Here is a 26,570-nt window from a genome sequence, read left to right on the forward strand (position 1 = left end):
CTCCTGCGGATCGCGATCCTTTGCTTGATGGGCGCGGCGCTACCAGCGCGCTGTGTTGGGGGTGAACCCGGGATCCACAGACCGCATGTACGCCGTGTCGTCGCGCTTGCGGAGCCCGCATGCCAGGTACTGCTCGTGCAATTCGCCCAGCGCGTCGGCGTCCAGTTCCACGCCGAGCCCCGGCCCGTCAGGGACGGGCACGCTCCCGGACCGGAACGCCAGCACACCGGGCTTGATCACGTCCTCCGTCTTCCATGGGTAGTGCGTGTCGCACGCATACATGAGATTGGGCGTTGCGGCGGCCAGGTGGGTCATCGCGGCGAGGCTGATGCCGAGGTGCGAGTTCGAGTGCATCGACAGGCCCATGCCGAACGTGTCGCAGATACCGGCCAGCAGTTGCGAACGGCGTAGCCCACCCCAGTAGTGGTGGTCGGACAGGACGACCTGGACGGCGTCCGCGAGCACAGCAGGCTTGAGGTGGTCGAAGGCGATCACGCACATGTTGGTGGCGAGCGGGACATCGGTCCGGCGCGCGACTTCCGCCATCCCGTCGATCGTCGGCGTCGGATCCTCGAGGTACTCGATCACCCCGTCGAGCTCACGCGCGACCTTCACGGAGGTGTCGACGGTCCAGGCGCCGTTCGGATCGATCCGCAACTTGTGCTCCGGAAACGCGTCCGCCAGCGCCAGTATCGCCTCAACCTCGCGGTCCGGCGCGAACACACCGCCCTTCAACTTGATCGCCGTGAACCCGTACTCGCGGATCATTTTCCGCGCCTGCAGCACGATCCCGCCCGGGTCGACAGCCTCGCCCCACTCATCCAGTTCCGCACCCGGATGCGCAGCCCACTTGTAGAACAAGTACGCAGAGAACGGCACCGACTCGCGCACCGCACCACCGAGCAGGTCGACCACCGGACGCCCGAGCGCCTTGCCCTGGATGTCGAGCAGTGCGACCTCGTACGGCGACAGCACCACGTCGGCCGGATCTTGCAGGTTGAGCATCCCGCCGACCTTCGTACCACCGGCCGTCAGGACGTCGCGGACACGCCGGCGGAGTTCGTTGAGGTCGAACGCATCCAACTCGGGCAGGACGCCCGCGACGGCTTTCAACCGTTCTAGATGATCGTCGGCCGCATACGTCTCGCCCAGGCCCACCAGACCGTCGTCCGTGTGCACCTGGACGATGGTGCGGAGGGCGTACGGCTCGTGGACGCCGACGACGTTGAGGAGTGGCGGGTCCGCGAACGCGACCGGGGTCAGCTCGACTCGGGAAATTCGCGTCACACGTGTTCCTTCCGCTTGGCGAGTCGCCTGACGCCTGGTAGCAGCAGGACGAGGACGAGGACCGCGAGGACGGATCCGGAGATCGGACGGGTGAAGAAGCCGGCCGGGTTGCCGCCGAAGATCAGCAGGGACTGGCGTACGGCGGTCTCCATCACGCTGCCCAGCACGAACGCCAGCACCAGCGGTCCCGGCTCGAAGCCGAACTTCTTCATCAGGTAGCCGAGGACGCCGAACACGATCACCAGGAAGATGTCGAACACCTGGTTCGCCACCGTGTAGACGCCGAGCAGCGTGATCAGCACGGTGATCGGCGCGAGCACGGCCGGCCGGACCTTGAGGATCTTCACGAACAGCCCGACGAGCGGGATGCTCATGATCAGCAGCAGGATGTTGCCGAGGTACATCGAGTTGATCACGCCCCAGAACAGGTCCGGGTGTTCGGTCACCAACTGTGGGCCGGGTGGGATGCCCTGGATCAGCAGCGCACCGAACATCAGCGCCATCGTCGCGTTCGCCGGGATCCCCAGCGTCAGCAGCGGGATGAACGACGAGGTCGCGGCCGCGTTGTTCGCGGTCTCCGGTGCCGCCACGCCCTCGACCGCACCGCGCCCGAACCGCTCCGGCTGCTTGGCCCGGCGCTTCTCCACCGCGTAGGCGACCAGCGACGACAGCGTCGCGCCGCCGCCCGGAAGTACGCCGAGCACGAACCCGATCACCGAGCCGCGGGCGATCGCACCCCGCGACTGCCGCAGGTCGGACCGGGACGGCCAGGCGTTCGCGACCGCGATCGGCCGCTGCTGTCTGTGGTGCCGCTCCTCCAGGTTGTAGAGGATCTCGCCGAGCCCGAACAGACCCATCGCGATCGGTACGAAGTCGATGCCGTCGGCAAGGTTCAGGCTGTCGAAGGTGAACCGGTTCGCGCCGGTGAACGTGTCCCGCCCGACCGTTGCCAGCAGCAACCCCAGTCCGGCCGCGATCACCGCCTTCAACCGCCCGCCGTTTCCGACCGTCGCGACCAGCAGTACGCCGAACAGCGACAACGCGGCGTACTCCGGCGGACCGAAGTCCAGTGCCACTCCGGCGACCACCGGCGCGAGCAACGTCAGCCCGATGATCGACACCGTGCCGCCGATGAACGAACCGATCGCCGCGACCCCGAGCGCCGTACCGGCCCGCCCTTGTCTCGCCAACGCGAACCCGTCGAAGACAGTCACCACCGAGGACGCCTCGCCCGGGAGTCGGAGCAGTACGGACGTGATCGTGCCGCCGTACTGGGCGCCGTAGAAGATGCCGGCCAGCATGATGATCGCCGACACCGGCTGCACGCCGTACGTGATCGGCAGCAGGATGGCGATGGTCGCGGCCGGTCCGAGTCCGGGCAGGACGCCGATCAGCATGCCGATGACGACGCCGAGCAGGCAGTAGAGCAGGTTCGTGGGTTGCAGGACGACGCCGAAGCCGTCGATCAGAGCGCCCATCAGATCAGCCTGGGCAGCGGGATCTGCAGCAGCAGCACGAACAGTACGTAGAACGCCGCGACGGTGACGACGGTGATCACGACCGACGACACCCACGACTCCTTGCCGAGGAAGCGCAGCCACACGAACGTCAGCAGCAGCGACGGGATCTCGAATCCGATCGTCGGCAGCAGGGCGGCGAAGACGATCAGCGACAGTACGGCGATCGCGGTCAGCACACTCGCCCTGGAGAACTTCTCGGTGTCCGTACCGTGCCGGCCGACCAGTGCGAGCGCGACGGCGAGCACGGTCACGACCACGCTGACCACGAACGGCCACAATCCCGGCCCGGGGTGCGTCAACTGTCCCAGACCGAGCGCGACCGAGCCGACCAGCCCGCCGATTCCGATGGCACCGGCTACGATCGCGGCGCCCAGCTGCGACCACGGCCCGGCGTGCGGCGGCCGGTCCTCGGCCAGTTCGGCCTGCAGGCTCTCGGCGTCGATGCTCACTTCTTCGCCGCCAGCGAGATGCCGTACTGCTCGAGCTGCGCCTTGTACTTGGTGGAATATCCCTCGAGGATCTTCCGCACCTCGTCCGGCGACACCTCGATCGGCGTCAGGCAGTGCGCGTCGTTGAACTTCTTGTAGGCGTCGGTCGCGTACGTCTTCTTCGCCGCGTCGAGGAGTTTGGCCTTGACGGCGTCCGGCGTACCCTTCGGTGCCGTGAGGAAGCGGTACTGCGACACCACCACGTCGTACCCCTGCTCCTTGGCCGTCGGTACGTCGGGCAGGAACTTGATCCGCTCGGCCGAGAACACCGCGAGCGGGACGACCTTGCCGGCCTTCACCTGCTCGATGCCGTCGCCGACCTGGATCGTTGCCACGTCGACCTGACTGCCGAGCAGCGCGGTCAGCGCCGGGGCGCCGCCGTCGAACGGTACGTCGGTCGCCGGGATCGCGGCCTGCTTGAACGTCAGCGCCGACGCGAGTTGCGCGCCGGTCCCGACGCCGGTCGTGCCGTACTTGATGTTCTTGCCGGACTTCTTCAGATCGGCGATCGACGTGTAGCCCGAGCCGACCGGCGCGATCAGCACGTAGTCGTCCTGCGAGATCCCGCCGAGCAGGTCGAAGTCGTCCAGCTTGACCACCTCGTTCGCGGTCACCGCCAACGGGGTGATGGTGAACAGCGACGCGTTCTGGACGGCGATCTTGTAGCCGTCGGGTTTGGCCGCCTGGAGTTCCTTGGCGTTCAGGGCGCCGTTCGCCCCGGGCTTGTTGATCACCGGCACCGAGACGCCGAGGTCCTTGCTGATGCCCTCGGCCAGCGCCCGGGTGATCAGGTCGGTACTGCCACCGGGAGAAGCCCCGACGCTCATCTGGATGTTGCCGGTCGGGAAGTCGCCGTTGCCGCCGGTGGAGGTCGTCTTGACCGCATCGCAGCCGGCCAACACGACAGAGGCGCTGACCGCCGTCACCAGGACGCGGCGGCTGAGCTTGCTGGACACCATCGGTTCGTCCTCCTCTACGGGGCGTGGTCTGCGTGAGCGTAGGGACGGCGCTTCATGCGTGTCCAAGGCCGATGAGGCATCGAGTGATACCTTTCCGGCATAATGTTTTCGCTCGATCAGTTGAGTGCGTTCGTCGCGGTCGCCGAGGAGCTGCACTTCGGGCGGGCCGCCGAGCGGCTGAACATGACCCAGCCGCCGTTGAGCCGGCAGGTGCAGAAGCTCGAGCGGGCCGTCGGCGTCCGGCTCCTGGAGCGCGACAACCGCAAGGTCGAGCTGACCGAGGCCGGGCGCGCCTTTCTGGTCGAGGCCCGGCGGTTGCTGGCTCTGGTCGAGACCGCCGGGGACCTTGCCCGGCGGGTTGATCAAGGGGCCGCGGGCACTTTGCGGCTCGGGTTCACCGCGACCTCGGCGATCCGTACGTTGGGGCCGTTGCTGCGCCGGCTGTCCGAGGAGTTGCCGGACGTCGACGTGATCCTGCACGAGCGGGTGACGCCCGCGCAGCTCGACGGGTTGCTGCGCGGCGAGCTCGATCTGGGGCTCGGGCGGCCGCCGTTCGATCTCAACGTACTCGCCTCCCGGGTCGTGTTCCGCGAGCCGTTGTGTGCTGTTGTCCCCGGCAACCATCCGCTCGGGTCGCTCGGCCGGCCGCTGACCGCCGCGGACTTCGCCGGCGAGCCGGTGATCAGCTACTCGCCGACCCAGGCGCGGTACTTCCACGAGCTCACCGTCCGGTTCCTGGCGGCGTCGCACCCGCGGATCGAGCAACGGGTGCAGCAGATCCTCACCGTGATCCTCCTCGTCGCAGCCGGGCGCGGCGTCGCGCTGGTCCCGGCGTCGGCGCGCAGCCTCGGGGTCGACGGTGTGACGTACTGCGACCTCGACGGACCGGCCGATCTCGTCGAGCTGCACGCGATCTGGCGGCGGGACAACACCAGCGCCGTGCTGCGCCGAGTGTTGGCGATGCTCTCAGAGCATCAGTAGATCCAAAAACGATCTTGGACAGGTATTCACCCCGCTTCCTACGCTGAACTCTGTGTACTCCCCCGATGAACTCGCCGCGCAGCTCAAGACCGGGCTGCTCTCGTTCCCCGTCACCGCATTCCACGACGACCTGAGCTTCAACGAGGCGGCGTACCGCGAACACCTCTCGTGGTTGAGCCAGTACGACGTCGCAGGTCTGTTCGCCGCGGGCGGTACCGGCGAGGGGTTCTCGTTGACGCCTTCGGAGATCGACACCGTCGTACGGGCCGCGGTGTCCGAGGTCGATGGACGCGTGCCGGTGATCGCGCCTGCGACCGGTGGTACGGCGTCGGCGATCGAAGGGGCGCGCGCCGCGGAGGCTGCGGGCGCGGACGGGATCCTGCTGTTCCCGCCGTACCTGACGGAGGCCGGGCAGCGTGGTCTGATCGAGCATGTGTCTGCGGTGTGCCGTAGTACGAGTCTGGGCGTGACTGTGTACAGCCGGGCGAACGCGGTGCTCAGCGACGTGACAGTGGCTGAGCTCGCGGAGCGGAATGCGAACCTCGTCTGTTTGAAGGACGGGGTCGGGAACGTCGAGCAGATGACGCGGACGTACGCGCGGGTCGGTGAGCGGCTGACGTACATCGGCGGTCTGCCGACGGCGGAAACGTTCGCGCTGCCGCTGCTGCAACTCGGGTACAGCACGTACTCGTCGGCGATCTTCAACTTCGTCCCGGAGTTCGCGCTGGGGTTCTATGCGGATGTGCTGGCGCAGGATCGTTCAGCGGTCTACCGGAAGCTGAACGAGTTCGTGCTGCCCTATCTGGACATTCGCGATCGGACCAAGGGGTACGCCGTGTCGATCGTCAAGGCCGGTGTGAACGCGATCGGGCGCAATGCCGGGCCGGTGCGGCCGCCGCTGCAGGATCTGAACGCTGACGAGGTTGCCTTGCTCGCCGACCTGATCGGGAAGGTGTCATGACGCCGACGGTCGCATCGGTAGAAGTCGTACCGGTGGCCGGCCGCGACAGCATGCTGCTGAACCTCAGCGGCGCCCACGGCCCGTTCTTCACCCGCAACATCGTGCTGATCACCGACAGCACCGGAAACGTCGGCGTCGGCGAAGTCCCAGGCGGCGAGCCGATCGCCCAGACCATCCGCGCCGCCGCGCCACAGTTGGCAGGCCAAACCCTTGCCAAGTACCGAGGCCTGCTGCACACCGTTTCCAGAACCTTCGAAGGCCTCGACAGCAGTGGACGCGGGCTACAAACTTTCGACCTCCGTACGACGGTGCATGCCGTCACCGGGCTGGAGTCCGCGCTCCTCGACCTACTGGGCCAGCACCTCGGTGTACCAGTGGCCGAACTATTGGGCGAAGGGCAGCAACGCACCGAGGTCCCGGTACTGGGTTACTTGTTCTACGTAGGTGATGCGGCACAAACGGACCTGCCCTACCCCACCGACGAGGGTGGTGACGGGTGGGAGCGGCTGCGGCGCCGGCCCGTGTTGACGGCTGACGCGGTGGTGGAGCTGGCTGTCGCAGCTCAGGAGCGGTACGGATTTGTCGACTTCAAGCTGAAGGGCGGCGTGTTCGACCCGCACGTGGAGATCGACGCCGTGCGGGCGCTGCACAAGCGGTTTCCGGAGGCCCGGATCACCGTCGATCCGAACGGCGCATGGCTGTTGCGGGAGGCCGTGGCCGTCTGCGCGGGACTGGACGACGTACTCGCGTACGTCGAGGACCCGTGCGGCGCGGAAGGCGTGTTCTCCGGGCGGGAGACGATGGCCGAGTTCAAACGCCGGACCGGGCTCCGGACCGCGACGAACATGATCGCCACCGACTGGCGCGAGCTCGCGCACGCGATCCGTACCGAGGCGGTCGACATCCCGCTCGCCGACCCGCACTTCTGGACGATGGCCGGGTCGGTACGCGTCGCCCAACTGTGCAACGATTTCGGGCTCACCTGGGGGTCGCACTCCAACAACCACTTCGACATCTCGCTCGCGATGTTCACCCAGGTCGGCGCCGCGGCGCCCGGCGAGATCACCGCGCTCGACACGCACTGGATCTGGCAGGACGGGCAGGCGCTGACCAAGAACCCGTTGCGGATCAGCGGCGGCAAGATCGCCGTACCCACCGCTCCGGGCCTCGGCATCGAGCTCGACCGCGACGCCCTCGCGGCTGCTCATGAGCTCTATCTGGAGCACGGTCTCGGCGCGCGCAACGACGCGATCGCGATGCAGTACCTGATCGAGGACTGGCGGTTCGACCCGAAGCGGCCTTGTATGGTGCGGTGATGAAGGTCTTCTTGTCCACCGACATGGAAGGTACGGCGGGCGTCGTCGACTGGAGTCAGGCGCGCGGGCCCACCACCGAGTACGAGTACTACCGCCGCCAACTGCAGGCCGAGGTGAACGCCGCGATCGACGGCGCGCTGGCCGCGGGCGGGACGGAGTTCCTGGTCAACGACTCGCACTCGACGATGCAGAACCTGCTCCCGGACGAGCTGCACGGCCGGGCGAGCTACCTGTCCGGCAAGCACAAACCGCTGTACATGATGCAGGGCCTGGACAGCTCGTTCGACGCCGCGTTCTTCGTTTCGTACCACGGTTCGGCCGGGGCGACCGGGTCCGTGCTGCCGCACACGTACAACCCGCGCGCGATCGCCGAGGTCCGGCTGAACGGCGCGATCACCGGCGAGGCCGGGATCAACGCACTGGTCGCGCTCGCCCACCAGGTGCCGGTCGCACTGATCTCCGGCGACCGCACCACGATCGACGAGGCACAGCCGTTCTGCCCGGACATCGAATCGGTCGTGGTGAAGGAGTCGATCTCGCACAACGCCGCGCTGTCCGTACACCCCGAACGCGCCCGCGAACTCATCCACGACGGCGCCCGCCGAGCCCTCGCCCGGTTGAGCGACATCCGCCTACCAAGCATCACGCTCCCGGCCGAGCTCACCGTCCGCTTCCACAACCGCGCCTACGCCGACCTGGCCTGCCAACTCCGCAACACCGAACGCCGGGAAGACCGGGTCATTGCCCTACACAACGAAGACCCTCTGCAGCTCTACCGGACCTTCATCACCACAGTCTTCCTGACCCGCGGCGTCACCGACTGACAACGACGCCCGTCGCCGGCGGGTGGCGTGATCGGGGTTGGCGGGTAACAATCTGTTATGCGCGTGATCGTGGTGGGTGCGGGCGTGATCGGGTTGAGCTGTGCCATTCGGCTCGCCGAGGGCGGGTTCGAGGTGGCGGTGTTCGCCCGGGACCTGCCGTTGGAGACGACGTCGTCGGTGGCGGCCGCGCTCTGGTACCCGTACCTGTCGGCGCCCGAGGACCGGGTGGCGGGTTGGTCGCGGACGACGTACGAGGAGTTCGCCAAGCTCGCCGAGGTCGAGCCCGCGGTCGAGCTGCGGCACGGGCGGGAGTTTCTCACCGAACGTACGCCGGACCCGTCGTGGGCCGACGTACTGCCGGATCTCACCCGGGTCGGGTCGCCGCCGCCGGGGTTCGTCGACGGGTGGGCGTTCACGGCGCCGGTGATCGACATGCCGGCGTACCTACCCGCGCTGGTGAAACGGCTCGAGGCCGCCGGCGGAACGCTGACCCGCGCGGCACTGTCCGCGCTACCGACCGCTGCCGATCTGGTGGTGAACTGCGCCGGGCTCGGCGCCCGCCTGACCGCGAGCGACCCGACCGTGACGCCGGTCCGCGGCCAGGTGCTGACGGTCGAACCGTGCGGCCTGACCGACTGGCTGCTCGCGGACCGTTCGCCGAGCGAGTTGACGTACGTCATCCCGCGCAGGAACGACGTCGTCGTCGGCGGTACCAGCCAACCGGGCGACTGGAACCTCGCGGTCGACCCGAAGACCACCGAGCAGATCCTCGACCGCGCCGCCGAACTCGTCCCCCAACTGCGCAAGGCGAACATCATCCGCCAACGCGTCGGCCTCCGCCCCGCCCGCCCGGCGATCCGCTGCGAGCTGGTCCGCACCCGTGCCGGCGAGCCGATCATCCACTGCTACGGCCACGGCGGCTCCGGAATCACCCTCTCGTGGGGCTGCGCCGACGAGGTCCTTGACCTTGCCCGCACCGTCTGACCCCCTGATCATCCTCGACGGCGGCCTGTCGAACGCCCTCGAGGACCGCGGCCACGACCTGTCCGACGCGCTTTGGTCCGCCCGCCTGCTGCGCGACGACCCCGCGGAGGTCGCCGCCGTCCACCGCGCGTACTACGAGGCCGGCGCGATGGTAGCCACCACCGCGAGCTACCAGGCCAGCGTCCCCGGCTTCGAACGCGCTGGCGTCTCCCGCACCGAGGCGGAACGCCTGATCACCAACAGCGTCCGAATAGCCCGCCAAGTCCGCGACCAGTTCGACGCCGACCACCCCATCCCACCCCCGAGTCGACCACTACCCACGGCACCCACCAACCAGCCGCGGGCCGCGGGGGCGGGTGGGGGGCGGTTGGTGGCGGCTTCGGTTGGGCCGTACGGGGCGGTGCTTGCGGACGGGTCGGAGTATCGGGGACGGTACGGCGTGAGCCGGCGGGTGCTGCGCGACTTCCACGGCCCGCGGCTGGAACTGCTCGCGTCGGCTGGTCCGGACCTGCTCGCCGTCGAGACCATCCCCGACGCCGACGAGGCCGAGGTGCTGGTCGAGCTCCTCGCCGAACTCGACCTCCCCGCCTGGTTCTCGTACTCGATCGAAGGCACCCAGACCCGCGCCGGCCAACCGTTGGCAGCCGCCTTCGCCATCCCCGCCGCCATCAACCAGGTGATTGCCGTCGGCATCAACTGCTGCAACCCCGAGGACGTACTCCCCGCCGTCCGAACCGCCGTCGCCACCACCGCCAAACCCGCCGTCGCCTACCCCAACCGCGGCGAGACGTGGGACCCGGTCACCCGCACCTGGGTCGGCCATGGCGCGGGACCGGCGGAGTTCGCGCGCGACTGGACCGAGGCCGGAGCGACATACGTCGGCGGTTGCTGCCGAGTCGGCCCGAACGACATCCGCTCACTCGCGGCGCGCGTGGCCTAACCACCGCTGTTCTTCCAGTTTGCGGCTCAGACGCCGAGGACTTGGCAGAGGAGGTCTAGGGCGCCGGGGTAGGCGTGGTCGGGTGGGGTGCCGTAGCCGACGATTACTGCTTGGCGGGTGGCTGGGGTTGGGTTGAAGTGGTACTTCGTCAGGGTGGCCAGGCCCAGGCCTTGGCGGGCTGCTCTCGTGACGATGTCTTCGGCGTCGCCGGGGACGTCCAGGAGGACGTGGAGGCCTGCGGAGATGCCGGCGACCTTCACCTTGGGAGCTCGAACGGCGAGGAGTTCTACCAGGCGGTCCCGGCGGCGGCGGTAGTGCAGGCGGGAGCGGCGGACGTGGCGGTCGTAGTGGCCCGAGGCAATGTATTCGGCGAGGACGAGTTGTTCGAGCGTCGCGGTCTGGAAGTCGGCGGTCCGCTTGGCCGCGACCACCGGTTCGATCAGGCGTTGCGGCAGGACCATCCACGCCAGCCGTAGACCCGGCGCGAGGCTCTTGCTGGCCGTACCTGTGTAGACGACGCGTTCAGGATCGAGAGCCTGCAGCGCCCCGACGGCCTGCCGGTCGTACCGGAACTCGCCGTCGTAGTCGTCCTCGATCAGTACCGCCCCGGTCTCCCGCGCCCACTCGACGGCGGCGGTACGGCGTTCCGGTGCGAGCGGTACGCCGGTCGGCATCTGGTGCGCCGGCGTCAGCAACACTCCGGACCCGGTCAACTGCGAGGTGTCAGCACCCAGCGAGTCGACCGGTACGGCGGCCACGGACAACCCGCGCGCCCGGATCACGTCCCGGTGCAGGCCGTACCCGAACTCCTCGACCGCGATCGTCGTACCGCCGAGATTCTTGATCGCCTCGCTCAGCAGACTCAGCGCCTGGACCCACCCCGAACAGATCAGGATCCGCTCCGGGTCGGCTCGCACGCCGCGCGCCCGGGCCAGATAGTCCGCCAACTGATGCCGCAACTCGATCCGGCCGCGCGGATCGCCCAGCCCGAACGCCTCGTTCGGCGCCAAGGTCAACGCTTTGCGCGCCGCGGCCAGCCACTCGGTCCGCGGGAACGTCGCCACGTCCGGCGCACCCGGCGTCAGGTCGTACCGGAAACTACGGGCCTCCGGCAACGAGATCGGCGGCGTCGGCGGGGCGACGGCCCGCTCCGCGACGACCGTTCCGGAGCCCTGCCGCGCGGTCAGCCAGCCCTCCGCGACCAACTGCCCGTACGCGTCCGCCACCGTGTTCCGCGCGATGCCGAGGTCCTTGGCCAACGACCGCGACGACGGCAACCGGGTTCCCGCCGCCAGCCGGCCGCTCCGGATCGACTCGTGCAACGCCCGCACCAGATCGCTGCGGCCCCGGGTCACGCCGAGCTCGAGGTGCAGGTCCGCACCCGCCGAATTGGCCCGCTGTTCTGCCATAGAAGTGGACCATACACCTGGGCCGATCGCGACATAGGTTGGAGCCATGACAACGACATCGACAACGACGCGGCGGGTCAAGCTCGCCAATCTGGTACCGGACTTCTACAAGGCGATGATCGAGCTGGACGCGGTGTCCGACACCGGGCTCGACCCGAAGCTGGCGCACCTGGTACGGATCCGGGCCTCGCAGATCAACGGCTGCGCGTACTGCACCGACATGCACTCCCTCGACCTCCGTGAGCTCGGCGAGGACCAGCAGCAGCGGATCGCGCTGCTCCCGGTCTGGCGGGAGGCATCGAAGTTCTACACCGACCAGGAGAAGGCCGCGCTGCAGCTGACCGAGGCGATCACGCTGATCAGCGTCGACCACGTCCCGGACGACGTGTACGAGGTCGCGGCGCAGGCGTTCGACGAGAAGGAGCTGGCGCAGCTGATCGCGCTGATCATCACGATCAACATGTGGACCCGTGTCGGCGTCACCGGCCGGATGGAGCCCGGCCACTACAAGCCATGACGGCCGAAGACTTCCGGGCACTGCATCACGGCGGCACTCCGCTGGTCCTGCCGAATGCCTGGGACCCGGTGAGCGCACGCCTCGTCGCCGAGGCCGGCTTCCCCGCTGTTGCCACCAGCAGCGGGGCGGTCGCCCGTGTCCTCGGGTACGACGACGGCCAGCTGACCCCGGCGGCGACGATGTTCGACGCCGTGGCGCGGATTGCCCGCGCGGTCGACGTACCGGTGACGGCCGACATGGAGGCCGGGTACGGTCTGCCGGCGAAGGAGTTCGCGGAGCGGTTGCTGGAGACCGGCGCGGTCGGCTGCAACCTCGAGGACTCGGTCGACGGCGCGCTCGTCGACATCGCGCGCCAGGCCGACTATCTGGCCGAGGTACGGGCGGCCGCGGGTGCCGAGCTGGTGATCAACGCCCGCGTCGACACCTTCATCCGGCCGGTGGGCGACCCGGTCGGCGAAGCGGTACGGCGCGGACGCGAGTACCGCCGCGCCGGCGCCGATTGCGTCTACCCGATCCTCGCGCCGCTCGACCAACTCAAGCAGGTGGCCGAGGGCGTCGGCGGCCCGATCAACGGGCACGCGAAGACCGGCGGACCCGGGCCGGCTGAGCTCGCCGCGGCGGGCGCGACCCGGATCTCGTACGGGACCAGCGTGCACGACTACCTGATGAACCAGTTGCGCGAGCTACTCCCCCGGCTCTGAGAGCGTCCGCGGCAGGCCGAAGTACGGCGCGACCGTGGTCTCGAAATGCACGATCTCGTCGATCCGGTCACCGGACAGGCCGATCACCAGCACCCCGATCAGGTGCAGGCCGCCGGTGACCGGATCGCGGATGTACTCGCCCCAGGCCGGCTGCCCGTTGGCGCGGACCGGCACCATCGCCGCGATCTGCCGCTCGTGGGCGGCCAGCGCGGTGAAGAACCGGTGCGCCGCCTCGCGGCCCTGGTACTCGAACGGCAGCGGCGGCATCCGCACCCACGCGTCGCTGGTCATCAACGCGACCAGCGCATCCACGTCCTGCGCGGTGAAGGCCGCCACGAACCGCTCCGCCAACTCCTGCTCGTCCACAGTGGCCGGCGCCTTGGCCGGCACGTTGCCCGCCATCGTCACCCGAGCCCGGGCGAGCGCGCTCGTAACCGCCGCCTCGGTCAACCCGAGCAACTCAGCGGTCTCACTGGCGCGATACCCGAGAACGTCGCGCAGCAACAACACCGCGCGCTGGTTCGGCGGCAACAACTGCACCGCGGTCACGAACGCCAACGAGATCGCCTCGCGGGACTCGTACCGCGCCTCCGGTCCCGGCAACCGGTCCGGCAATCCGTCGAGCAGGTTGTCAGGATACGGCTGTAGCCACAATACCTCACCGGACCGCGACGGCTCCGGCGCCGGAACCGGCAGCGGTACGGCGTGCTGCGGCCGGCGTGACGACGACCGCAGCACGTTCAGGCACCGGTTCGTGGTGATGCGGTACAGCCAGGTCCGCACCGACGACCGGCCCTCGAACCCGCTCAGCCCGATCCATGCCGACAGCAAAGCCTCCTGCAGCGCGTCCTCCGCGTCCTGCAACGACCCGAGCATCCGGTAACAGTGCAGTTGCAGCTCCGCCCGATGCGGCTCGACCAGCGCCGCGAACGCGTCCCGGTCACCCTCACGCGCCCGCTGCAGCAGTTCGTCCGGCATGAGACACCTCCGTTCCCATTCTTCTCCCACCGTTGCTGACACCGGCACACGGCCGAATTGATCGCTACTGGTCCGACCAGTTCACTCGGCAGACGTGGTCTGTCCTCTGTGCAAGCACTGAGACAGCTCGAACGGAGAAACACCATGCAGAACACGGTGCAGAACAAGGTGCAGAACGCCACCGTCCTGATCACCGGCGCCAACCGGGGCATCGGGCAAGCACTCGTCGAGGAAGCCCTGCGCCAGGGCGCCGCCCAGGTGTACGCCGGTACCCGGGTCCCGCGCACGCACCAGGACCCGCGCGTCACGTACCTGAGCCTGGACGTGACCGATCAGGCGCAGATCGAGGCGGCGGCGAAGACCGTCGAGTCCCTGGACGTCCTGATCAACAACGCCGGGCACGCCGCGTACGACAATCTCAGCGACCGGGCGCTGCTCGAACGGCACCTGGCCGTGAACCTCTTCGGCCCGCATGCGGTCACCACGGCGTTCCTGCCGCAACTGGTCGAGTCGCACGGCGCCATCGTCAACGTGCTGTCCGTGGCAGCGTTGGCGTCGCTGCCGATCATTCCGGCGTACTCGATCTCCAAGGCGGCGGCGTTCTCGATGACCCAGGCGCAGCGGGCGTTGCTCGCACCGCAGGGCGTCCGCGTGCACGCCGTACTCACTGGTCCGACCGACACCGACATGTCCCGGGACCTCGACGCGCCGAAGGCGTCGCCGGAGTCGGTCGCGCGGGCAATCCTCGACGGTGTCGCGGCCGGTGACGAGGAGATCTTCCCGGATGCGATGTCCGCGATGCTCGCGCCGACATGGGCGAACGGTGCGGTCAAGGCGATGGAACGCCAGAACGCTGGGCTGGTCGCGGGCTGATCAGCTGAGCCGGCGCAGCGCGTAGACCAGCGCCCAGTCCTGGTCGTTCGCGATCGGATCGGCGACGTGGGCCGGCTGCCCGTTCACGCAGCTCGGGTACACGAAGGCGCACGTCGCCGATCCGTCCGGCGCGAAGCTGACCAGGTTCGCCCTGAGAATCGCTTCCTCGGCGCGATCGAGCCACGCGGCTTCCTCGGGCGTGACCAGCTCGCGCGGCCACGCGCCGTACACGACCGCACTCAACGCCGACCAGTAGTGCGGGAAGACGTCGCCCCACAGCCGCAACCGGCCGAACCAGTAACCGTCCCAGTGCCGGATCGCGATGTGCCGGAGCCGGACGTCAGGCTGGTCGCCCGCGAACGCGGTCAGCCACGGCAGACGGCGGGTCAGCTCCGCTCCGTCGATCTCCCCCGTCCGGTAGGCAGCGGCGAGCAGTTCGAGCAGCGGCGCGACCATCGACTGCTCGTAGTTCACCTCGTGCGGCGGCAGCTCGTCGCCGTACTGGATGAAGGTCTTGGCGTGCCGGACCAGGTGCTCGTGCAGGCCGAGTTCGCTGAGCAGCGGACCGAGGTCGAAGGCGAGGAAGTGGTCGCCGCCGAGTTCGTAGTACCGATCGAGGATGCGGGTGGCGCCGTCGCGGTCGCCCTGCCCGAGCAGGAAGCGCGCGAACCACGGGAAGTTGTACAGCCGCACGGCGTTCTGGTGGATGCTGTCGTCCTGGATCGTGCCCTCGGCGTCCATCAGGTACTCGCGGACGAACTCCTCGTACCCCGCCAGCGCCTCGTCCAGCTCGGTGCGATCACCCCAGCCGCGGTCGCGGACCTCCTGCAACAGCAGCGCCATACCGACGCGCTCACGGGCGTCGGACCAGTCTCGCCAACCGCTGGCCAGCACGGTCAGACCACTGTCATTGTCGTACGGCACGAACGCGTACCGGCGGCTCCCCGCGAGCTCCGGCCGACGCTGGTGGTCGAGGATGAACCGCACCCGGCGCTCGGCGATCACGCGGAGCGGCTCGTGGAAGAGCACCGCGATCCGGGACCTACCGTCCGTCGACGAGACGTACCGGACGCCAGGAGCGTCAGCCGTGACGGTCTGCCCATCACTCAGCTCCAGCGTCTCCCCCACCTCGAGTGCCAGTCTGTCCGCGTCGACCCGCGGATTCCGCTCGAACGCTGTGAGGTCGTCGTACCAACGGAGCTGCCAGGTCCAGCGGTACGTCGTACCAGGCGCGAGCGTGATCACCGGCTGACCGCCCATCGAGTGCGGCGACCGCGCGTGGTCAGTCACGTGCAAGTAGATGTGCCCGCGGACGTTGCTGCTCGTACCCGGCTCGCGGGACTCGACGGAGTACGCCCAGAGCTCGCCCTCCGTCAACTGCAGCCCCAGCCCCGGTCCGCTGCCGTCCATGGGCACCGCCCAGACCCAGGCGTCGGCACCACCGGTCCACACGTGCGCATGCACCGACCCGGTCAGACTCTCCCGGCTGGACGCATAGACGTCGCGGTACGGCGTACTGACCGCGACCGATCCGAGCTCGATCGGGCTCGAGCCGGTGTTGCGGAGCTCGTACGTCTCGGTCCACTGCTCCCCGAAGCGGCGGCCGACCCGCAGTTCGAGGTCGCCGAACTGGTACATCAGATCGATGCCGCTGCTCCGCCAGCGCGTGTACGCCGGGTTATCGAACCGGTACGATCCGCGGTCGGTGATCACGAAGCCCTTGCCCCACGCATGCAGGTTGTCGTGCAGTACGACGTCATCTGCGGAGGCGTCGAGCAGCAGACGCCGGCCGTCGGGGTGCAGCACCTGCGCCACTGCACCGTCGTCGAACAGCTGGACCCGGCCCGGCCCGAAGTCAAAACTTTCCACGATTCGCCAACCTATCGATGTCGAGAACCCCTCGGCGGCTCCGTCCCCCTGATGAGAACCACCCACCGAACAGACAGGAAGAAGCCATGAACCAGCAGCAGATCGCCGAGATCCTCGCCAAGCCGTACGCCCAGCAGCTCCTGCACGGCTCCGAGCCGGCCCGGTTCGCCTACGACGGCCTGGACGGGGACCCGCGGGTGATCCCGATCGGGTTCTGGGTCGAGGGCGACGACATCCTGATCGCGACCGTGCCGAAGTCCGCCAAGGTCGCGGCGCTGCGGAAGAACCCGAAGGTCGCGCTCACCATCGACACCGGCGCGTTCCCGCCCAAGGTACTGCTGCTCCGCGGTACCGCGGACCTCCAGCTGGTGCCCGGCGTACCCGAGGGCTACCTGACCGCGGGACACAAGGTGATGACCGACGAGCAGTACCCGGCCTGGGCCGAGGGCGTGAAGGCGCTCTACGACGAGATGGTCGTCATCCGGATCACGCTGACCTGGGCGAAGCTGCTCGACTTCGAGACCACGATCCCGAAGGCCGTCGAGGACATCATCAAGGAGAAGACGGCGAGCTAGTGGGATGCCGGTGGGTGGCCTGCAACGCTGCGGCCGCGCCCCGTACCGCGGCCGTGTGCGGCGCCGGTGCGGGGCGGACCACGGCACCGAGCCGCCGGCCGAGCTTGTACGTGATCTCCGGGCGGAGCGCGCCGCCTCCGGTGAGCAGGACGCCCCGGTCCAGGGCGTCCACCACCTGCGATCCACACGGCCCCTGCAACAGCTCGAGCATGGCCTCGCCGACAACGTCGACAACCGTACGGGCGTCGCCCAGCCCGATGTCGGTACGCCGGGCCTGCACCACGACTCCTTCCGCGATCAACCCGACCTCCGTGAGCTCGGCGCCTACATCCACAACCAGGAGCGGCTCGTAGACATCCACGCCCGCTCCGAGCGCGGCCGCCTTCACACCGTCGATCAGCACAACCGCCCCAAGCCCTCGCAGGACAGCGAGTAGATCGTCCCGGTGTTCGTCGTCAGACACCACCGGCGTGGTGGCGACCACAGTCAACCGCTCAAGCCGTTCCGACACCCCAGCCAGCACCGCTCGTCTCGCTGCACAGGTATCCACAATCCGCCCTCTCGAGACCAGACCGGCCGACGGCAGATCCACCGTGCGTCCGCTCGGGGTCCACAGGCGAAGGCGCGCACTACCCAGATCCAGCGCCAGGCCGCGCGCCCTCGGCTGCGGCATGCGACCGTGCGACCACTTCATCGGCCGGTTTCCCGGAGGCGGTGGCACTCCGCGCAGTAAAGGGTCTGTGGGCAGATGCGAAGGCGCGAGAGCTCGATCGGGCCGCGGCAGCTGCGGCACTCGCCGTAGTGACCGGTGTTCATCCGGTCCAGCGCGGCCTCGACATCTGCCAGCACCAGGCGAGCAGCACCCACCAGCTCCTCCAGCACAGCACCCCTGCTGAAACCGGCCAGCTGTTCGCGCCGGAACGCTCGCTGGTCCAGCAGGGTTGCTCGTAGTGCTGCCAGTTCCTCCCGCGGCAGAGTCCTCACCAGTCGTCCTCAGAGCGCCTGCTGCTGGCAGCGGACGCAGTACCGGACATACGGGAGAATCTCCAGCCGTCCCACCGGGATGTTGGCGTTGCAGCCGCCGCAGACGCCGTACGTACCATCCGCCACGCGCTCTTCCGCTGCGTCGATCTCCTTGAGCACCAGCCGGATCGCGGTGGTCTGCGCTGTGACCAGGTCCTCATTGGAGTTGGGTTTGTCGGCCTCCATCGCGTTCAGCTGCGCCAGGCGGGTGTTCCGCTCGTGCTGCAGCCGCTGGAGGATCTCGTGCACCCGGTGGTCGACGGGTGCGGTCTTCGGGCTGTTCATGTCCCCACCATGGCCGCTGCCACGACCGTTTCCCATGGGGACCAGCACCCATCTTTCGCCGGTGCGGCTGGGCAGAGCCTGCGATAGTGACTGAAACCCCGTCGCCCGAAAGGAGGGTGCGAGCAGTGTCGTTGTTCTGGCGGATCTTCGCCCTCAACGCGGTCGTTCTCGGTGCTGCGACCGCGCTGCTGCTGTGGGCGCCGGTGACGGTCTCGGTGCCTGTCCTGTTCACGGAGGCAGCCGTGCTGATCGGTGGTCTCGCGGTGATGCTGGTGGCCAACGCGGTACTCCTGCGCGTCGGTCTCGCCCCGCTGGCCCGGTTGAACCGGCGGATGTCGACGGTCGATGTACTGCGGCCCGGGCAGCGGCTGCCGGTCCGCGGGCACGGCGGCGTACCCGATCTGCTGCGGGCCTTCAACGACATGCTCGACCGGCTCGAGCAGGAGCGGGCGACCAGCGCGGCGCGGGCGTTGTCGGCGCAGGAGTCCGAGCGCCGGCGGATCGCCCGCGAGTTGCACGACGAGGTCGGACAGACGCTGACCGCCGTACTGATGGATCTGAAGCGCGCGGCGGACCGGGCGCCGGATCCGGGGCTGCGCGGCGAGTTGGTGCAGGCGCAGGAGACGACCCGGGCGAGTCTGGACGAGGTACGGCGGCTCGCACACCGGCTGCGGCCCGGCGTACTGGAGGATCTCGGGCTGACCAGTGCGCTGACCGCGCTCGCCGACGAGGTGTCGGATCACACGGGGTTGGAGATCCGGCGACGGTTCGACAGCGGCCTGGAGCTCGATGAGCAGACAGAGCTGGTGCTGTATCGGGTGGCTCAGGAAAGCCTGACCAACGTCGCTCGGCATGCGGGGGCTTCGCAGGTCGAGCTCGCGTTGGTTCGGGAGGGTTCGGCAGTGGTGCTGAGGATCGAGGACGACGGGCGAGGTACTGGGCTTGCGCACGAAGGCGCGGGCATCCGCGGGATGCGGGAACGGGCGTTGCTGATCGGCGCGACGCTGGAGATCGGAGACGGACACCACGGCGGCACGCGGGTCACTCTGACCGTCCGGCAGGCGTCATGACCACGAAGATCCTGCTGGCCGACGATCACGCGTTGGTCCGGCGCGGCGTGCGGCTGATCCTCGACGGCGAGCCGGATCTGCAGGTGGTCGCGGAGGCGTCCGACGGCAGCGAGGCGGTCGCGATCTGCCGCCGACAACCGATCGACCTCGCGATCCTCGACATCGCGATGCCGCGGATGACCGGGCTGCAGGCGGCCCGGGAGCTGTCGACGGTGGCGCCGGACGTGCGGGTGCTGATGCTGACGATGTACGGCAACGAGCAGTACTTCTTCCAGGCGCTGAAGGCCGGCGCGTCCGGGTACGTACTGAAGTCGGTGCTGGACCGGGATCTGGTCGAGGCCTGCCGGGCGACGATGCGCGGCGAGCCGTTCCTGTACCCGGGCGCGATGACGCGGCTGGTGCGCAGCTACCTGGACCGGATCAAGCGGGGCGCAGACCTGCCGCAGCAGATCCTCACCGCGCGCGAGGAGGAGATCCTCAAGCTGGTTGCCGAGGGCAACTCGTCGAAGGAGATCGCGGAGCTGCTGACGATCAGCGTGAAGACGGTCGAGCGGCACCGCTCCAACATCCTGCAGAAGCTGGGCCTGCGCGACCGGCTGGACCTGACCCGCTACGCGATCCGCGCAGGCTTGCTCGAACCGTGAACCGGCGCGTGGATAATGGAATACCAAATCGGAGGAGGTTCGGGTGGGTGAGGCCGAACGCGTGACGCGGCAGTTGCGCGAGGAGATCCTCGACGGCGTCCGCGCGCCCGGCGACCGGCTCGTCGAGCGTGAGCTCGCGAGCGCGCTCGACGTCAGCCGGGTGCCGGTGCGGGAGGCCCTCAAGGCGCTCGTCAGCGAGGGCCTGGTGACACTGCGGCCGCGGTCGTGGGCGGTGGTGCGGACCTTCACGGACTCCGACATCGCGGATCTGATCGAGGTACGGACGGCTTTCGAGCCGCTGACGTTCCGGCTGGCGGCGCAACGGCGTACCCGCGATGGGCTGGAACGCTTACAGGCAACGCTGGACGAACACCTGGCGGCGGCGAAGGCCGGCAACGCGGTGCTGGCGCGGCGGAAGGCGGCCGACTTCCACGAACAGGTCACCGAACTGGCCTGCAACGAACTGCTGACGGAGATCGAACGCCCACTCCGCAGCCGGATGCGCTGGCTGCTCACCCAGCACGACGACCTCCTCGGCGTCGCCCGGCAACACCGCGAGCTCTGCACAGCCATCGCCAACCGGGATGTCGAACTCGCCGAACGACTGGCCGCCGAACACCTGGCCCACTCCCAGCAAATCCTGCGCGACCTCCGCTCGTAGGTTTGGTATACCATTCAGCCCATGACCTCTGTGCTGCTTGCCGACGTGCGCCCGTGGGGTGGGGATGCGGTCGACGTGACCATCGTCGACGGTCTCATCTCGGAGCTGTCCCCCGCCGGGAGCGGCGGTGCGGCCGATGAGCGCATCGATGGGCGTGGCCTGCTCGCGCTGCCGGGGTTCGTGAACGCGCACGCGCATGTAGACAAGAGCTGGTGGGGCCAGAAATGGGTCTCCTACGGCGGCGAGCCGACCACCCAGGGCCGGATCGCGCACGAGCGGGCTGAGCGGGACAAGTACGGGATCCCGAGCGTGGACAGTACGAAGGCGGTACTGCGGGAGTTCGTCCGGCACGGCACGACGGCCACCCGGACGCATGTCGACGTCGACCTCGGCGTCGGGCTGCGCGGGATCGCCGGCGTGCTCGAGGCAGCCGACGACCTGAACGGTGCGGTCGAGATCGAGCTGGTCGCGTTCCCGCAGGACGGCGTACTGCGGCGTCCCGGCGTACTCGAGCTGCTCGACAAGGCGGCGGCCGAAGGGGCGACCAGTATCGGCGGCCTCGACCCGGCGACGATCGACCGCGACCCGGTCGGCCAGCTGGACGCGCTGTTCGAGATCGCGACCCGGCGCGACGTCGGGCTCGACCTGCACCTGCACGACCACGGCGACCTCGGCGCGTTCCAGTACGAGCTGATCGCCGAACGCACGATCCAGGCCGGCCTGCAGGGCAAGGTGAACGTCTCTCACGGGTTCGCGCTCGGCGAGCTGCCCTCGGCGCGACGCGCCGACCTGGTCCAGCTGCTCGGCGAGGCCGGGATCTCCTGGACCACTGTCGCCCCGCCGGCGTCGGCGCCGCTGCCGTTCCGCGAGATGCGCGCCGCGGGCGTGCCGATCGGCCTCGGTACGGACGGCATCCGCGACCTGTGGTCGCCGTACGGTGATGGTGACCTGTTGCAGGTCGCCCGCGGATTCGCCCGGCTGCACGGACTGCGCACCGACGAGGACCTGACGTATGCGGTCGAGCTCGCGACGACGTACGGCGCTCCCTTCGTCCACCGGGAGAACCACGGCCTGACCGTCGGAGCCCGCGCCGACATCGTGCTGCTCGACGCGGAGAACGCGCCGGACGTACTGGTGCGCGCCCCGCGCCGTGAAGTCGTGATCGCCGCTGGACAGGTCGTGGTCCGCGACGGCGAACTCCAGGTGTGAGCACCGCGACGAACTACCGTAGGGCTTGTGACAGTGCGAGTGCGGCGCATCTACGAGGCTGTGGAGCCTGACGACGGGGTCCGAGTGCTGGTGGACCGGCTGTGGCCACGCGGTGTCAGCAAGGCACGGGCTCAGCTGGACGACTGGTGCAAGGACGTGGCGCCGTCCACCGAGCTGCGAGAGTGGTACGGGCATGACCCTGAGCGGTACGACGAGTTCGCACGGCGGTACGAGCTCGAGCTGAAGGAGCCTGCGCAGACTGCTGCGTTCGCCCGGTTGAGGGAGTTTGCGGGTGGCCGGCTGACGTTGCTGACGGCGACCAAGGAGCTGGAGATCAGTCAGGCGGCTGTTCTGGCCGAGCTACTTCAGAAGAAGTGAGCGGGAACCTTTCTCGTGGCAGCGACACATGAAGGGTGTCAGCCGGCCCGAGATCGGAGTGTGCATGCGGAGCAGTCCATGAATGGCCTGCGGGTAGTCGAACTGTCGGACGGGAGTCTGTGGGAGCGGGCGACCGCCGGGGACGCGGAGGCGTTCGGGGAGTTGTACGACCGGCATGCGCAGGCCGTGTACTCGTTCCTGTACCGGCGGACCGGGTCGTGGAGTGATGCCGAGGACCTGACCTCGACGGTGTTCCTGCACGCGTGGCGCCGGCGGGCGGACGTCGTACTCGACCGCGACTCGGCCCTGCCGTGGCTGCTGCGAGCGGCTGACTACACCGCCCGCAACGAGTGGCGCGCCAAGCTCCGGTACCGCCGTGCGGTCGCGGCCGCGCACGTGCTGGTCAGCAACGTCCGCGACCACGCCGACGAAGTGGCAGGGCGGATCGACGACGACCAGCGGCTGCAGCAGGCGCGGGAGGCGATGAAACGGCTGCCGAAGCACGAGCGCGAGATCGTCGAGCTGTGCATCTGGGCCGGCCTCGACCAGCAGGCCGCGGCGGTAGCACTGGACGTACCGCTCGGCACCGTCAAGTCCCGGCTGTCCCGGGCCCGCAAGCACCTGCGTGAGCTGGACCTTCTCACCACCCTGGAGTCACCGGCATGATCACCTCCGCACCCGACCTCCGCCCGGAAACCCGGGCACGCCAGCGGGCCGAGCTCACCGCGATCGTCGCGCACGAGGCCGCCCACAAGCCACGCAACCGCGTCGTACCGCTGCTGGCGGCCGCGGCCGTCCTCGCCGTCACGGCCGGCCTCGCGTTCGGGGTCCCGGCGCTGCGGCACACCAACGCGCCGGCTCCGGTGACGCAGCCGAGGCAGACCGTGGAGCCGCTGGACACCGCGGACAAGGCGCGGCTCGGCAAGCTCTGCGCAGCACGATTCGGCTTCCCGCCGGCCAAGCAGCCCCACCAGGTGCTGGACGGATTCCGGTTCACGGACCCGCCGGCCGGCGCCTACACGACGACCTGGGTGGTCATCAAGAGCGCCGGATCGTGGACACCCTGCGGGTTCGATGCCAAGGGCAACCTGAACTCCGGTTTCCCGCAGGGCCGGGACCAGGACCTGTACCGGCCGATCGAGCTGCGCGGGATCGGCTCCGGCGCCTACGCCGCGCAGATCAAGCGCATCACCGTTGCCGTCGGCAACCAGGAACCGGTCGAGGCGGTACTGCGGAACGGCTACTACTACAGCGCCGTACCGTACGTCCGTCTCCGCGGCCCGCACTCCGACAGCACGCCACGCGTCTACGTGGTTCGCGGGTACGACGCCGACGGCAAGCTGGTCTACACCAGCCCGCGGACCGACGGCGAGGTCCACGCGCAGAGCAACACCTGCTACGTGAACCCCAGCGGCAAGGTCATCGTGTGGGTGACGCCGCACCCGGACCCGAAGACCTGCCGCAAGTCGTACGTCTGGAACTACGGGCCGAACTGATCAGGGACGCAGTACGACGCTGGACTCCGCAGTGAGCGCAAGGAAGGTCAGGGACTCCTGCAGGTACAGAGTGACGTTGTCGGCGTCATGGGACAGGTATCCGATGGAGAGGTCCTGGCCGAGGTGCAGCTCGTAGTCCCCGCCGCGCGTGGACACCAGCAACGCACCCTCGAGCGCCGGAGCCCAGATGATCTCGCCGTCGCCGACCAGCCGGGACAGGTGGTCGCGGATCGGGTAACCGTGGTCAGTGGTCTCGGCCACGGCCGTGTACACATCGGCCGACAGCAGCAGGCTGTACGGCCCGCTGACCCCTGCCAGCCGCAGCGCCTGCAGGGCCTTGGCGACCGCGTCCGGAAGGTCCTTCGGGTCACCGGGCAGCGTCAGTACGTCGTTCGATGAACTCGGGGCGAGGCCGAGGATGCCGGCGGGGCCGGAGCCGTGGAAGACCAGGTGGTCCTCGGCGTACGCGATCCGCTTCGCCGCGTCCTTCACCGGCTGCCAGTCGGAGTCCTTCGCGCCACGCTCCACGTCGTCGACCGCCTGCCTGGTCACGGTGAAGGGCACACGCAGCTCGATGATCGGCTGCGACTGCCGCCGCAGTGCCTGCACGCCGTCACCCAGAGACGCCCCCAGGGCCTCGACGGACTCCGTGTGACCGGTACCGACCGAGGACAGTCCCGGTCCGGCCGGGCCGACCAGGTCGACGACGCGGCGGCCGGCGATGTCGCGGGTGAACGTACGCCGAGCCTCCTCCTCGATCTCGCCCCAGGCGGCGTCCGAGATCGGGGCCAGCTCGCGGTGCAGGTTGTTGGTCATGTACGACTCCTTCTCAGACTGCCGATCCCGAGCGAGCCGTCCGGACTGGTCGCCGGCCCCCGGGTGCTGGGTGCTTCGAGGAACTCCGCGGTCGGTACGAAGAACAGACTGCCCGTGACCGCGGTCGAGAAGTCAAGGATCCGGTCGTGGTTGCCGGGCGGCTCGCCGACGAACATCCGCTGCAGCATCCGCTCGATCACCGCGGGCGTCGCGGCGTACCCGATGAAGTAGGTACCGAACTCGCCCGCGCCCGGCGTGCCGAAGGCCATGTTGTCCCGGACGATCTGCCGCTCGGTGCCGTCCGGGTCGACGATCGTGGTCGCGGCGACGTGCGAGTTCGCCGGCTGGTCGGTCAACTCGATGTCGCTGAGCTTCTGCCGGCCGATCACGCGTTCCTGCTCCGCAACCGGCAGCGCCTGCCACGCGTCCAGGTCGTGCAGGTACTTCTGGACGATCACGTAGCTGCCCCCGGCGTACGCCGGATCCTGGTCGCCGATCGTGACCGCAGCGGTCGCCGCGCGACCCTCCGGGTTCTCCGTACCGTCGACGAAGCCGAGGAGGTCGCGCTCGTCGAAGTACTTGAACCCTTGGACCTCGTCGAGCACCTGCACGTGGCCGGCGAGCCGTCGCAGCACCTGGCGTTCCAGTTCGAAGCACAGGTCGAGGCGGCGGGAGCGGAGATGGAACAGCAGGTCGCCGTGCGTCGCCGGAGCGGTGTGCCGCGCACCGGACAGCCCGCGGAACGGGTGCAGGTCACGCGGCGGCGGGGCTTGGTACAGCCGCCGCCACAGCGACGAGCCGATGCCGACGACACAGCTGAGCTGGTCCTCCGGAGCACGGAAGCCGACCGCGCGGGTCAGACCGGCCAGGTCCGCCAGCAGAGCCCGCGCGGTGTCCTCCGAACCGGGACGTACATCGACCACCAGGAAGATCGCCGCCTTCGCGGGCTCCCGTAGTACGTCCTGGCTCATCGGGTTACGACCACCACTTGCCGCTCGCCGACAGCGCGTCCGCGGTCCCTCCGGTGGTGTCGAGGCCGTCCAGGCCGGCCATCGCGCCCTCGTCCAACTCGAAGCCGAAGACGTCGAAGTTCTCCACGATCCGGTCCTGGTGGATCGACTTCGGGATCACCGACAGGCCCTTCTGGATCGCCCAGCGGATCAGCACCTGCGCCGGCGTGTGCCCGGTCTCCTCGGCGAACCGGGTGACCACCGGCTCGTCCAGGTGCCGGCCGGTGCCGAGCGGGCTGTACGCCTGGACGACGACGCCGGCCGCCTCGCAGGCGTCGACGAGCCCGGCGCGGTACTCGAACGGGCTGAACTGGACCTGGTTGACGACCGGCTGGATCCGGGCGACCTTGCCCAGCTCGGCGAGCTCGGTGGCGCTGAAGTTCGAGATGCCGATGCCCTTGGTGAGCCCGGCGTCGACCGCGGCCTCCATCCCCGGCCAGGCCCAGGTCGGGCCGCCCTGCGGCCAGTGGATCAGGTACAGGTCGAGGTAGTCGGTGCCGAGCCGCTCGAGGCTCTTCTCGGCCTCGACCCGGGCGTCCTTGCCGCCCGGGTAGAACTTCGTGGTCAGGAAGATCTCCTCGCGCGGGATCCCGCTCTCCCGGATCGCCTTCCCGACACTGGCTTCGTTGCCGTACGCCTGCGCGGTGTCGATCAGCCGGTACCCGGCCTCGAGCGCCCAGGTCACCGCCCGCTCGGTCTCCACACCCTCCTGGACCTGCCAGACGCCCAGGCCCAACTGCGGCAGTTCGGTTCCATTCGAAAGCGTGCGCGTGGTCATGGACCTCTTCCTACCACG

Annotated in this window: 30 protein-coding genes; 17 read left to right on the forward strand and 13 right to left on the reverse strand. The window is 69.0% G+C overall.

The features are described from left to right. Positions 1 to 39 precede the first annotated feature (39 nt). From FB475_RS04220 to FB475_RS04235, 4 genes are read right to left on the reverse strand one after another with little or no spacing between them, the layout of a single operon-like run. The gene (locus FB475_RS04220) at positions 40 to 1,287 is read right to left on the reverse strand and encodes a glucarate dehydratase family protein (protein ID WP_141852696.1); all 1,248 of its coding nucleotides are present in this window, start codon (positions 1,285 to 1,287) and stop codon (positions 40 to 42) included. Beyond that, positions 1,284 to 2,765 (reverse strand): tripartite tricarboxylate transporter permease, encoded by a 1,482-nt coding sequence (locus FB475_RS04225; protein WP_141852698.1) that lies wholly within the window; start codon positions 2,763 to 2,765, stop codon positions 1,284 to 1,286. Before FB475_RS04225 ends, FB475_RS04220 begins: the two co-directional genes overlap by 4 nt. Next, on the reverse strand, positions 2,765 to 3,256 hold the full coding sequence (locus tag FB475_RS04230; RefSeq protein ID WP_141852700.1) for a tripartite tricarboxylate transporter TctB family protein: 492 nt from the start codon (positions 3,254 to 3,256) through the stop codon (positions 2,765 to 2,767). The genes FB475_RS04225 and FB475_RS04230 overlap by 1 nt, the downstream gene beginning before the upstream one ends. Continuing rightward, on the reverse strand, positions 3,253 to 4,254 hold the full coding sequence (locus FB475_RS04235) for a tripartite tricarboxylate transporter substrate binding protein (RefSeq protein WP_141852702.1): 1,002 nt from the start codon (positions 4,252 to 4,254) through the stop codon (positions 3,253 to 3,255). The genes FB475_RS04230 and FB475_RS04235 overlap by 4 nt, the downstream gene beginning before the upstream one ends. A 102-nt stretch (positions 4,255 to 4,356) precedes the next feature. Between FB475_RS04235 and FB475_RS04240 the strand changes: the two genes are divergently transcribed. Genes FB475_RS04240 through mmuM form a run of 6 tightly spaced genes read left to right on the forward strand, consistent with a single transcriptional unit; the run spans position 4,357 to position 10,260 of the window. After that, the gene (locus FB475_RS04240; RefSeq protein WP_141852704.1) at positions 4,357 to 5,235 is read left to right on the forward strand and encodes a LysR family transcriptional regulator; all 879 of its coding nucleotides are present in this window, start codon (positions 4,357 to 4,359) and stop codon (positions 5,233 to 5,235) included. Positions 5,236 to 5,287: 52 nt separating this feature from the next. Beyond that, a complete protein-coding gene (kdgD, locus tag FB475_RS04245; protein ID WP_238331952.1) occupies positions 5,288 to 6,196 on the forward strand; it encodes a 5-dehydro-4-deoxyglucarate dehydratase in 909 nt (302 codons plus the stop codon). Continuing rightward, positions 6,193 to 7,512, forward strand: coding sequence for an enolase C-terminal domain-like protein (locus FB475_RS04250; RefSeq protein WP_141852708.1), 1,320 nt, complete (start codon positions 6,193 to 6,195; stop codon positions 7,510 to 7,512). Before kdgD ends, FB475_RS04250 begins: the two co-directional genes overlap by 4 nt. After that, positions 7,512 to 8,336: a M55 family metallopeptidase gene (locus FB475_RS04255; RefSeq protein WP_141852710.1), complete on the forward strand. Its 825-nt coding sequence runs from the start codon at positions 7,512 to 7,514 to the stop codon at positions 8,334 to 8,336. Before FB475_RS04250 ends, FB475_RS04255 begins: the two co-directional genes overlap by 1 nt. Positions 8,337 to 8,393: 57 nt before the next feature. Next, positions 8,394 to 9,320 (forward strand): FAD-dependent oxidoreductase, encoded by a 927-nt coding sequence (locus FB475_RS04260; protein WP_141852712.1) that lies wholly within the window; start codon positions 8,394 to 8,396, stop codon positions 9,318 to 9,320. Then, positions 9,304 to 10,260, forward strand: a complete 957-nt coding sequence (mmuM, locus tag FB475_RS04265) for a homocysteine S-methyltransferase (RefSeq protein ID WP_238331953.1) — start codon at positions 9,304 to 9,306, stop codon at positions 10,258 to 10,260. Before FB475_RS04260 ends, mmuM begins: the two co-directional genes overlap by 17 nt. Positions 10,261 to 10,286: 26 nt before the next feature. Here the strand turns inward: mmuM and pdxR are convergent, their stop codons facing one another. Further along, a complete protein-coding gene (pdxR, locus tag FB475_RS04270; protein ID WP_141852714.1) occupies positions 10,287 to 11,669 on the reverse strand; it encodes a MocR-like pyridoxine biosynthesis transcription factor PdxR in 1,383 nt (460 codons plus the stop codon). Between the two features lie 46 nt (positions 11,670 to 11,715). Between pdxR and FB475_RS04275 the strand changes: the two genes are divergently transcribed. After that, entirely contained in the window at positions 11,716 to 12,186 is a 471-nt protein-coding gene (locus tag FB475_RS04275; protein WP_141852716.1) for a carboxymuconolactone decarboxylase family protein, read from the forward strand. Beyond that, positions 12,183 to 12,887 carry an isocitrate lyase/PEP mutase family protein gene (locus FB475_RS04280; RefSeq protein ID WP_141852718.1) on the forward strand — a complete coding sequence of 235 codons (705 nt, stop codon included), beginning with the start codon at positions 12,183 to 12,185 and terminating at the stop codon, positions 12,885 to 12,887. Before FB475_RS04275 ends, FB475_RS04280 begins: the two co-directional genes overlap by 4 nt. Here the strand turns inward: FB475_RS04280 and FB475_RS04285 are convergent. Further along, positions 12,870 to 13,865 (reverse strand): sigma-70 family RNA polymerase sigma factor, encoded by a 996-nt coding sequence (locus tag FB475_RS04285; RefSeq protein WP_141852720.1) that lies wholly within the window; start codon positions 13,863 to 13,865, stop codon positions 12,870 to 12,872. The two genes, FB475_RS04280 and FB475_RS04285, sit on opposite strands and share 18 nt — an antisense overlap. Before the next feature lie 144 nt (positions 13,866 to 14,009). Between FB475_RS04285 and FB475_RS04290 the strand changes: the two genes are divergently transcribed. Then, positions 14,010 to 14,738 carry an SDR family NAD(P)-dependent oxidoreductase gene (locus FB475_RS04290; RefSeq protein ID WP_141852722.1) on the forward strand — a complete coding sequence of 243 codons (729 nt, stop codon included), beginning with the start codon at positions 14,010 to 14,012 and terminating at the stop codon, positions 14,736 to 14,738. Here FB475_RS04290 and FB475_RS04295 read toward each other — a convergent pair whose 3' ends face one another. Then, positions 14,739 to 16,607 (reverse strand): hypothetical protein, encoded by a 1,869-nt coding sequence (locus FB475_RS04295; protein WP_238331954.1) that lies wholly within the window; start codon positions 16,605 to 16,607, stop codon positions 14,739 to 14,741. It abuts the gene before it with no gap. Between the two features lie 86 nt (positions 16,608 to 16,693). Between FB475_RS04295 and FB475_RS04300 the strand changes: the two genes are divergently transcribed. Further along, complete coding sequence (locus FB475_RS04300) at positions 16,694 to 17,182, forward strand: pyridoxamine 5'-phosphate oxidase family protein (protein ID WP_141852724.1); 489 nt, start codon at positions 16,694 to 16,696, stop codon at positions 17,180 to 17,182. Here the strand turns inward: FB475_RS04300 and FB475_RS04305 are convergent. The 3 genes from FB475_RS04305 to FB475_RS04315 all read right to left on the reverse strand — a co-directional run bounded on the left by FB475_RS04305 (position 17,160) and on the right by FB475_RS04315 (position 18,490). Continuing rightward, positions 17,160 to 17,693, reverse strand: coding sequence for a rod shape-determining protein (locus FB475_RS04305; RefSeq protein WP_185759060.1), 534 nt, complete (start codon positions 17,691 to 17,693; stop codon positions 17,160 to 17,162). The genes FB475_RS04300 and FB475_RS04305 overlap by 23 nt on opposite strands. Before the next feature lie 179 nt (positions 17,694 to 17,872). After that, the gene (locus FB475_RS04310) at positions 17,873 to 18,166 is read right to left on the reverse strand and encodes a TraR/DksA family transcriptional regulator (protein WP_202878254.1); all 294 of its coding nucleotides are present in this window, start codon (positions 18,164 to 18,166) and stop codon (positions 17,873 to 17,875) included. Positions 18,167 to 18,175: 9 nt separating this feature from the next. Next, positions 18,176 to 18,490 carry a TraR/DksA family transcriptional regulator gene (locus FB475_RS04315; protein ID WP_141852728.1) on the reverse strand — a complete coding sequence of 105 codons (315 nt, stop codon included), beginning with the start codon at positions 18,488 to 18,490 and terminating at the stop codon, positions 18,176 to 18,178. A gap of 125 nt (positions 18,491 to 18,615) precedes the next feature. On the opposite strand from FB475_RS04315, the gene FB475_RS04320 reads away from it, so the two are divergent. From FB475_RS04320 to FB475_RS04350, 7 genes are all read left to right on the forward strand, one after another. Continuing rightward, the gene (locus FB475_RS04320) at positions 18,616 to 19,560 is read left to right on the forward strand and encodes a HAMP domain-containing sensor histidine kinase (protein ID WP_185759062.1); all 945 of its coding nucleotides are present in this window, start codon (positions 18,616 to 18,618) and stop codon (positions 19,558 to 19,560) included. Then, positions 19,557 to 20,204 carry a response regulator gene (locus FB475_RS04325; protein WP_141852730.1) on the forward strand — a complete coding sequence of 216 codons (648 nt, stop codon included), beginning with the start codon at positions 19,557 to 19,559 and terminating at the stop codon, positions 20,202 to 20,204. The genes FB475_RS04320 and FB475_RS04325 overlap by 4 nt, the downstream gene beginning before the upstream one ends. Positions 20,205 to 20,247: 43 nt before the next feature. After that, on the forward strand, positions 20,248 to 20,865 hold the full coding sequence (locus tag FB475_RS04330) for a GntR family transcriptional regulator (protein ID WP_141852732.1): 618 nt from the start codon (positions 20,248 to 20,250) through the stop codon (positions 20,863 to 20,865). A 21-nt stretch (positions 20,866 to 20,886) separates the two neighbouring features. Beyond that, positions 20,887 to 22,074: an amidohydrolase gene (locus FB475_RS04335; RefSeq protein ID WP_141852734.1), complete on the forward strand. Its 1,188-nt coding sequence runs from the start codon at positions 20,887 to 20,889 to the stop codon at positions 22,072 to 22,074. 27 nt (positions 22,075 to 22,101) lie between these two features. Next, positions 22,102 to 22,452, forward strand: coding sequence for a DUF488 domain-containing protein (locus FB475_RS04340; RefSeq protein ID WP_141852736.1), 351 nt, complete (start codon positions 22,102 to 22,104; stop codon positions 22,450 to 22,452). Between the two features lie 78 nt (positions 22,453 to 22,530). Next, entirely contained in the window at positions 22,531 to 23,118 is a 588-nt protein-coding gene (locus FB475_RS04345; RefSeq protein ID WP_141852738.1) for an RNA polymerase sigma factor, read from the forward strand. After that, positions 23,115 to 23,948: a hypothetical protein gene (locus tag FB475_RS04350; protein ID WP_141852740.1), complete on the forward strand. Its 834-nt coding sequence runs from the start codon at positions 23,115 to 23,117 to the stop codon at positions 23,946 to 23,948. Before FB475_RS04345 ends, FB475_RS04350 begins: the two co-directional genes overlap by 4 nt. On the opposite strand, the gene FB475_RS04355 is transcribed toward FB475_RS04350, so the two are convergent. From FB475_RS04355 to FB475_RS04365, 3 genes are read right to left on the reverse strand one after another with little or no spacing between them, the layout of a single operon-like run. Further along, the gene (locus FB475_RS04355; protein WP_141852742.1) at positions 23,949 to 24,764 is read right to left on the reverse strand and encodes a family 1 encapsulin nanocompartment shell protein; all 816 of its coding nucleotides are present in this window, start codon (positions 24,762 to 24,764) and stop codon (positions 23,949 to 23,951) included. After that, entirely contained in the window at positions 24,761 to 25,735 is a 975-nt protein-coding gene (locus FB475_RS04360; protein WP_141852744.1) for a Dyp-type peroxidase, read from the reverse strand. The genes FB475_RS04355 and FB475_RS04360 overlap by 4 nt, the downstream gene beginning before the upstream one ends. A 4-nt stretch (positions 25,736 to 25,739) precedes the next feature. Further along, complete coding sequence (locus tag FB475_RS04365) at positions 25,740 to 26,552, reverse strand: aldo/keto reductase (RefSeq protein ID WP_141852747.1); 813 nt, start codon at positions 26,550 to 26,552, stop codon at positions 25,740 to 25,742. Positions 26,553 to 26,570 lie beyond the last annotated feature (18 nt).

Source organism: Kribbella jejuensis (assembly GCF_006715085.1).
Taxonomy (GTDB): Bacteria; Actinomycetota; Actinomycetes; order Propionibacteriales; family Kribbellaceae; genus Kribbella; species Kribbella jejuensis.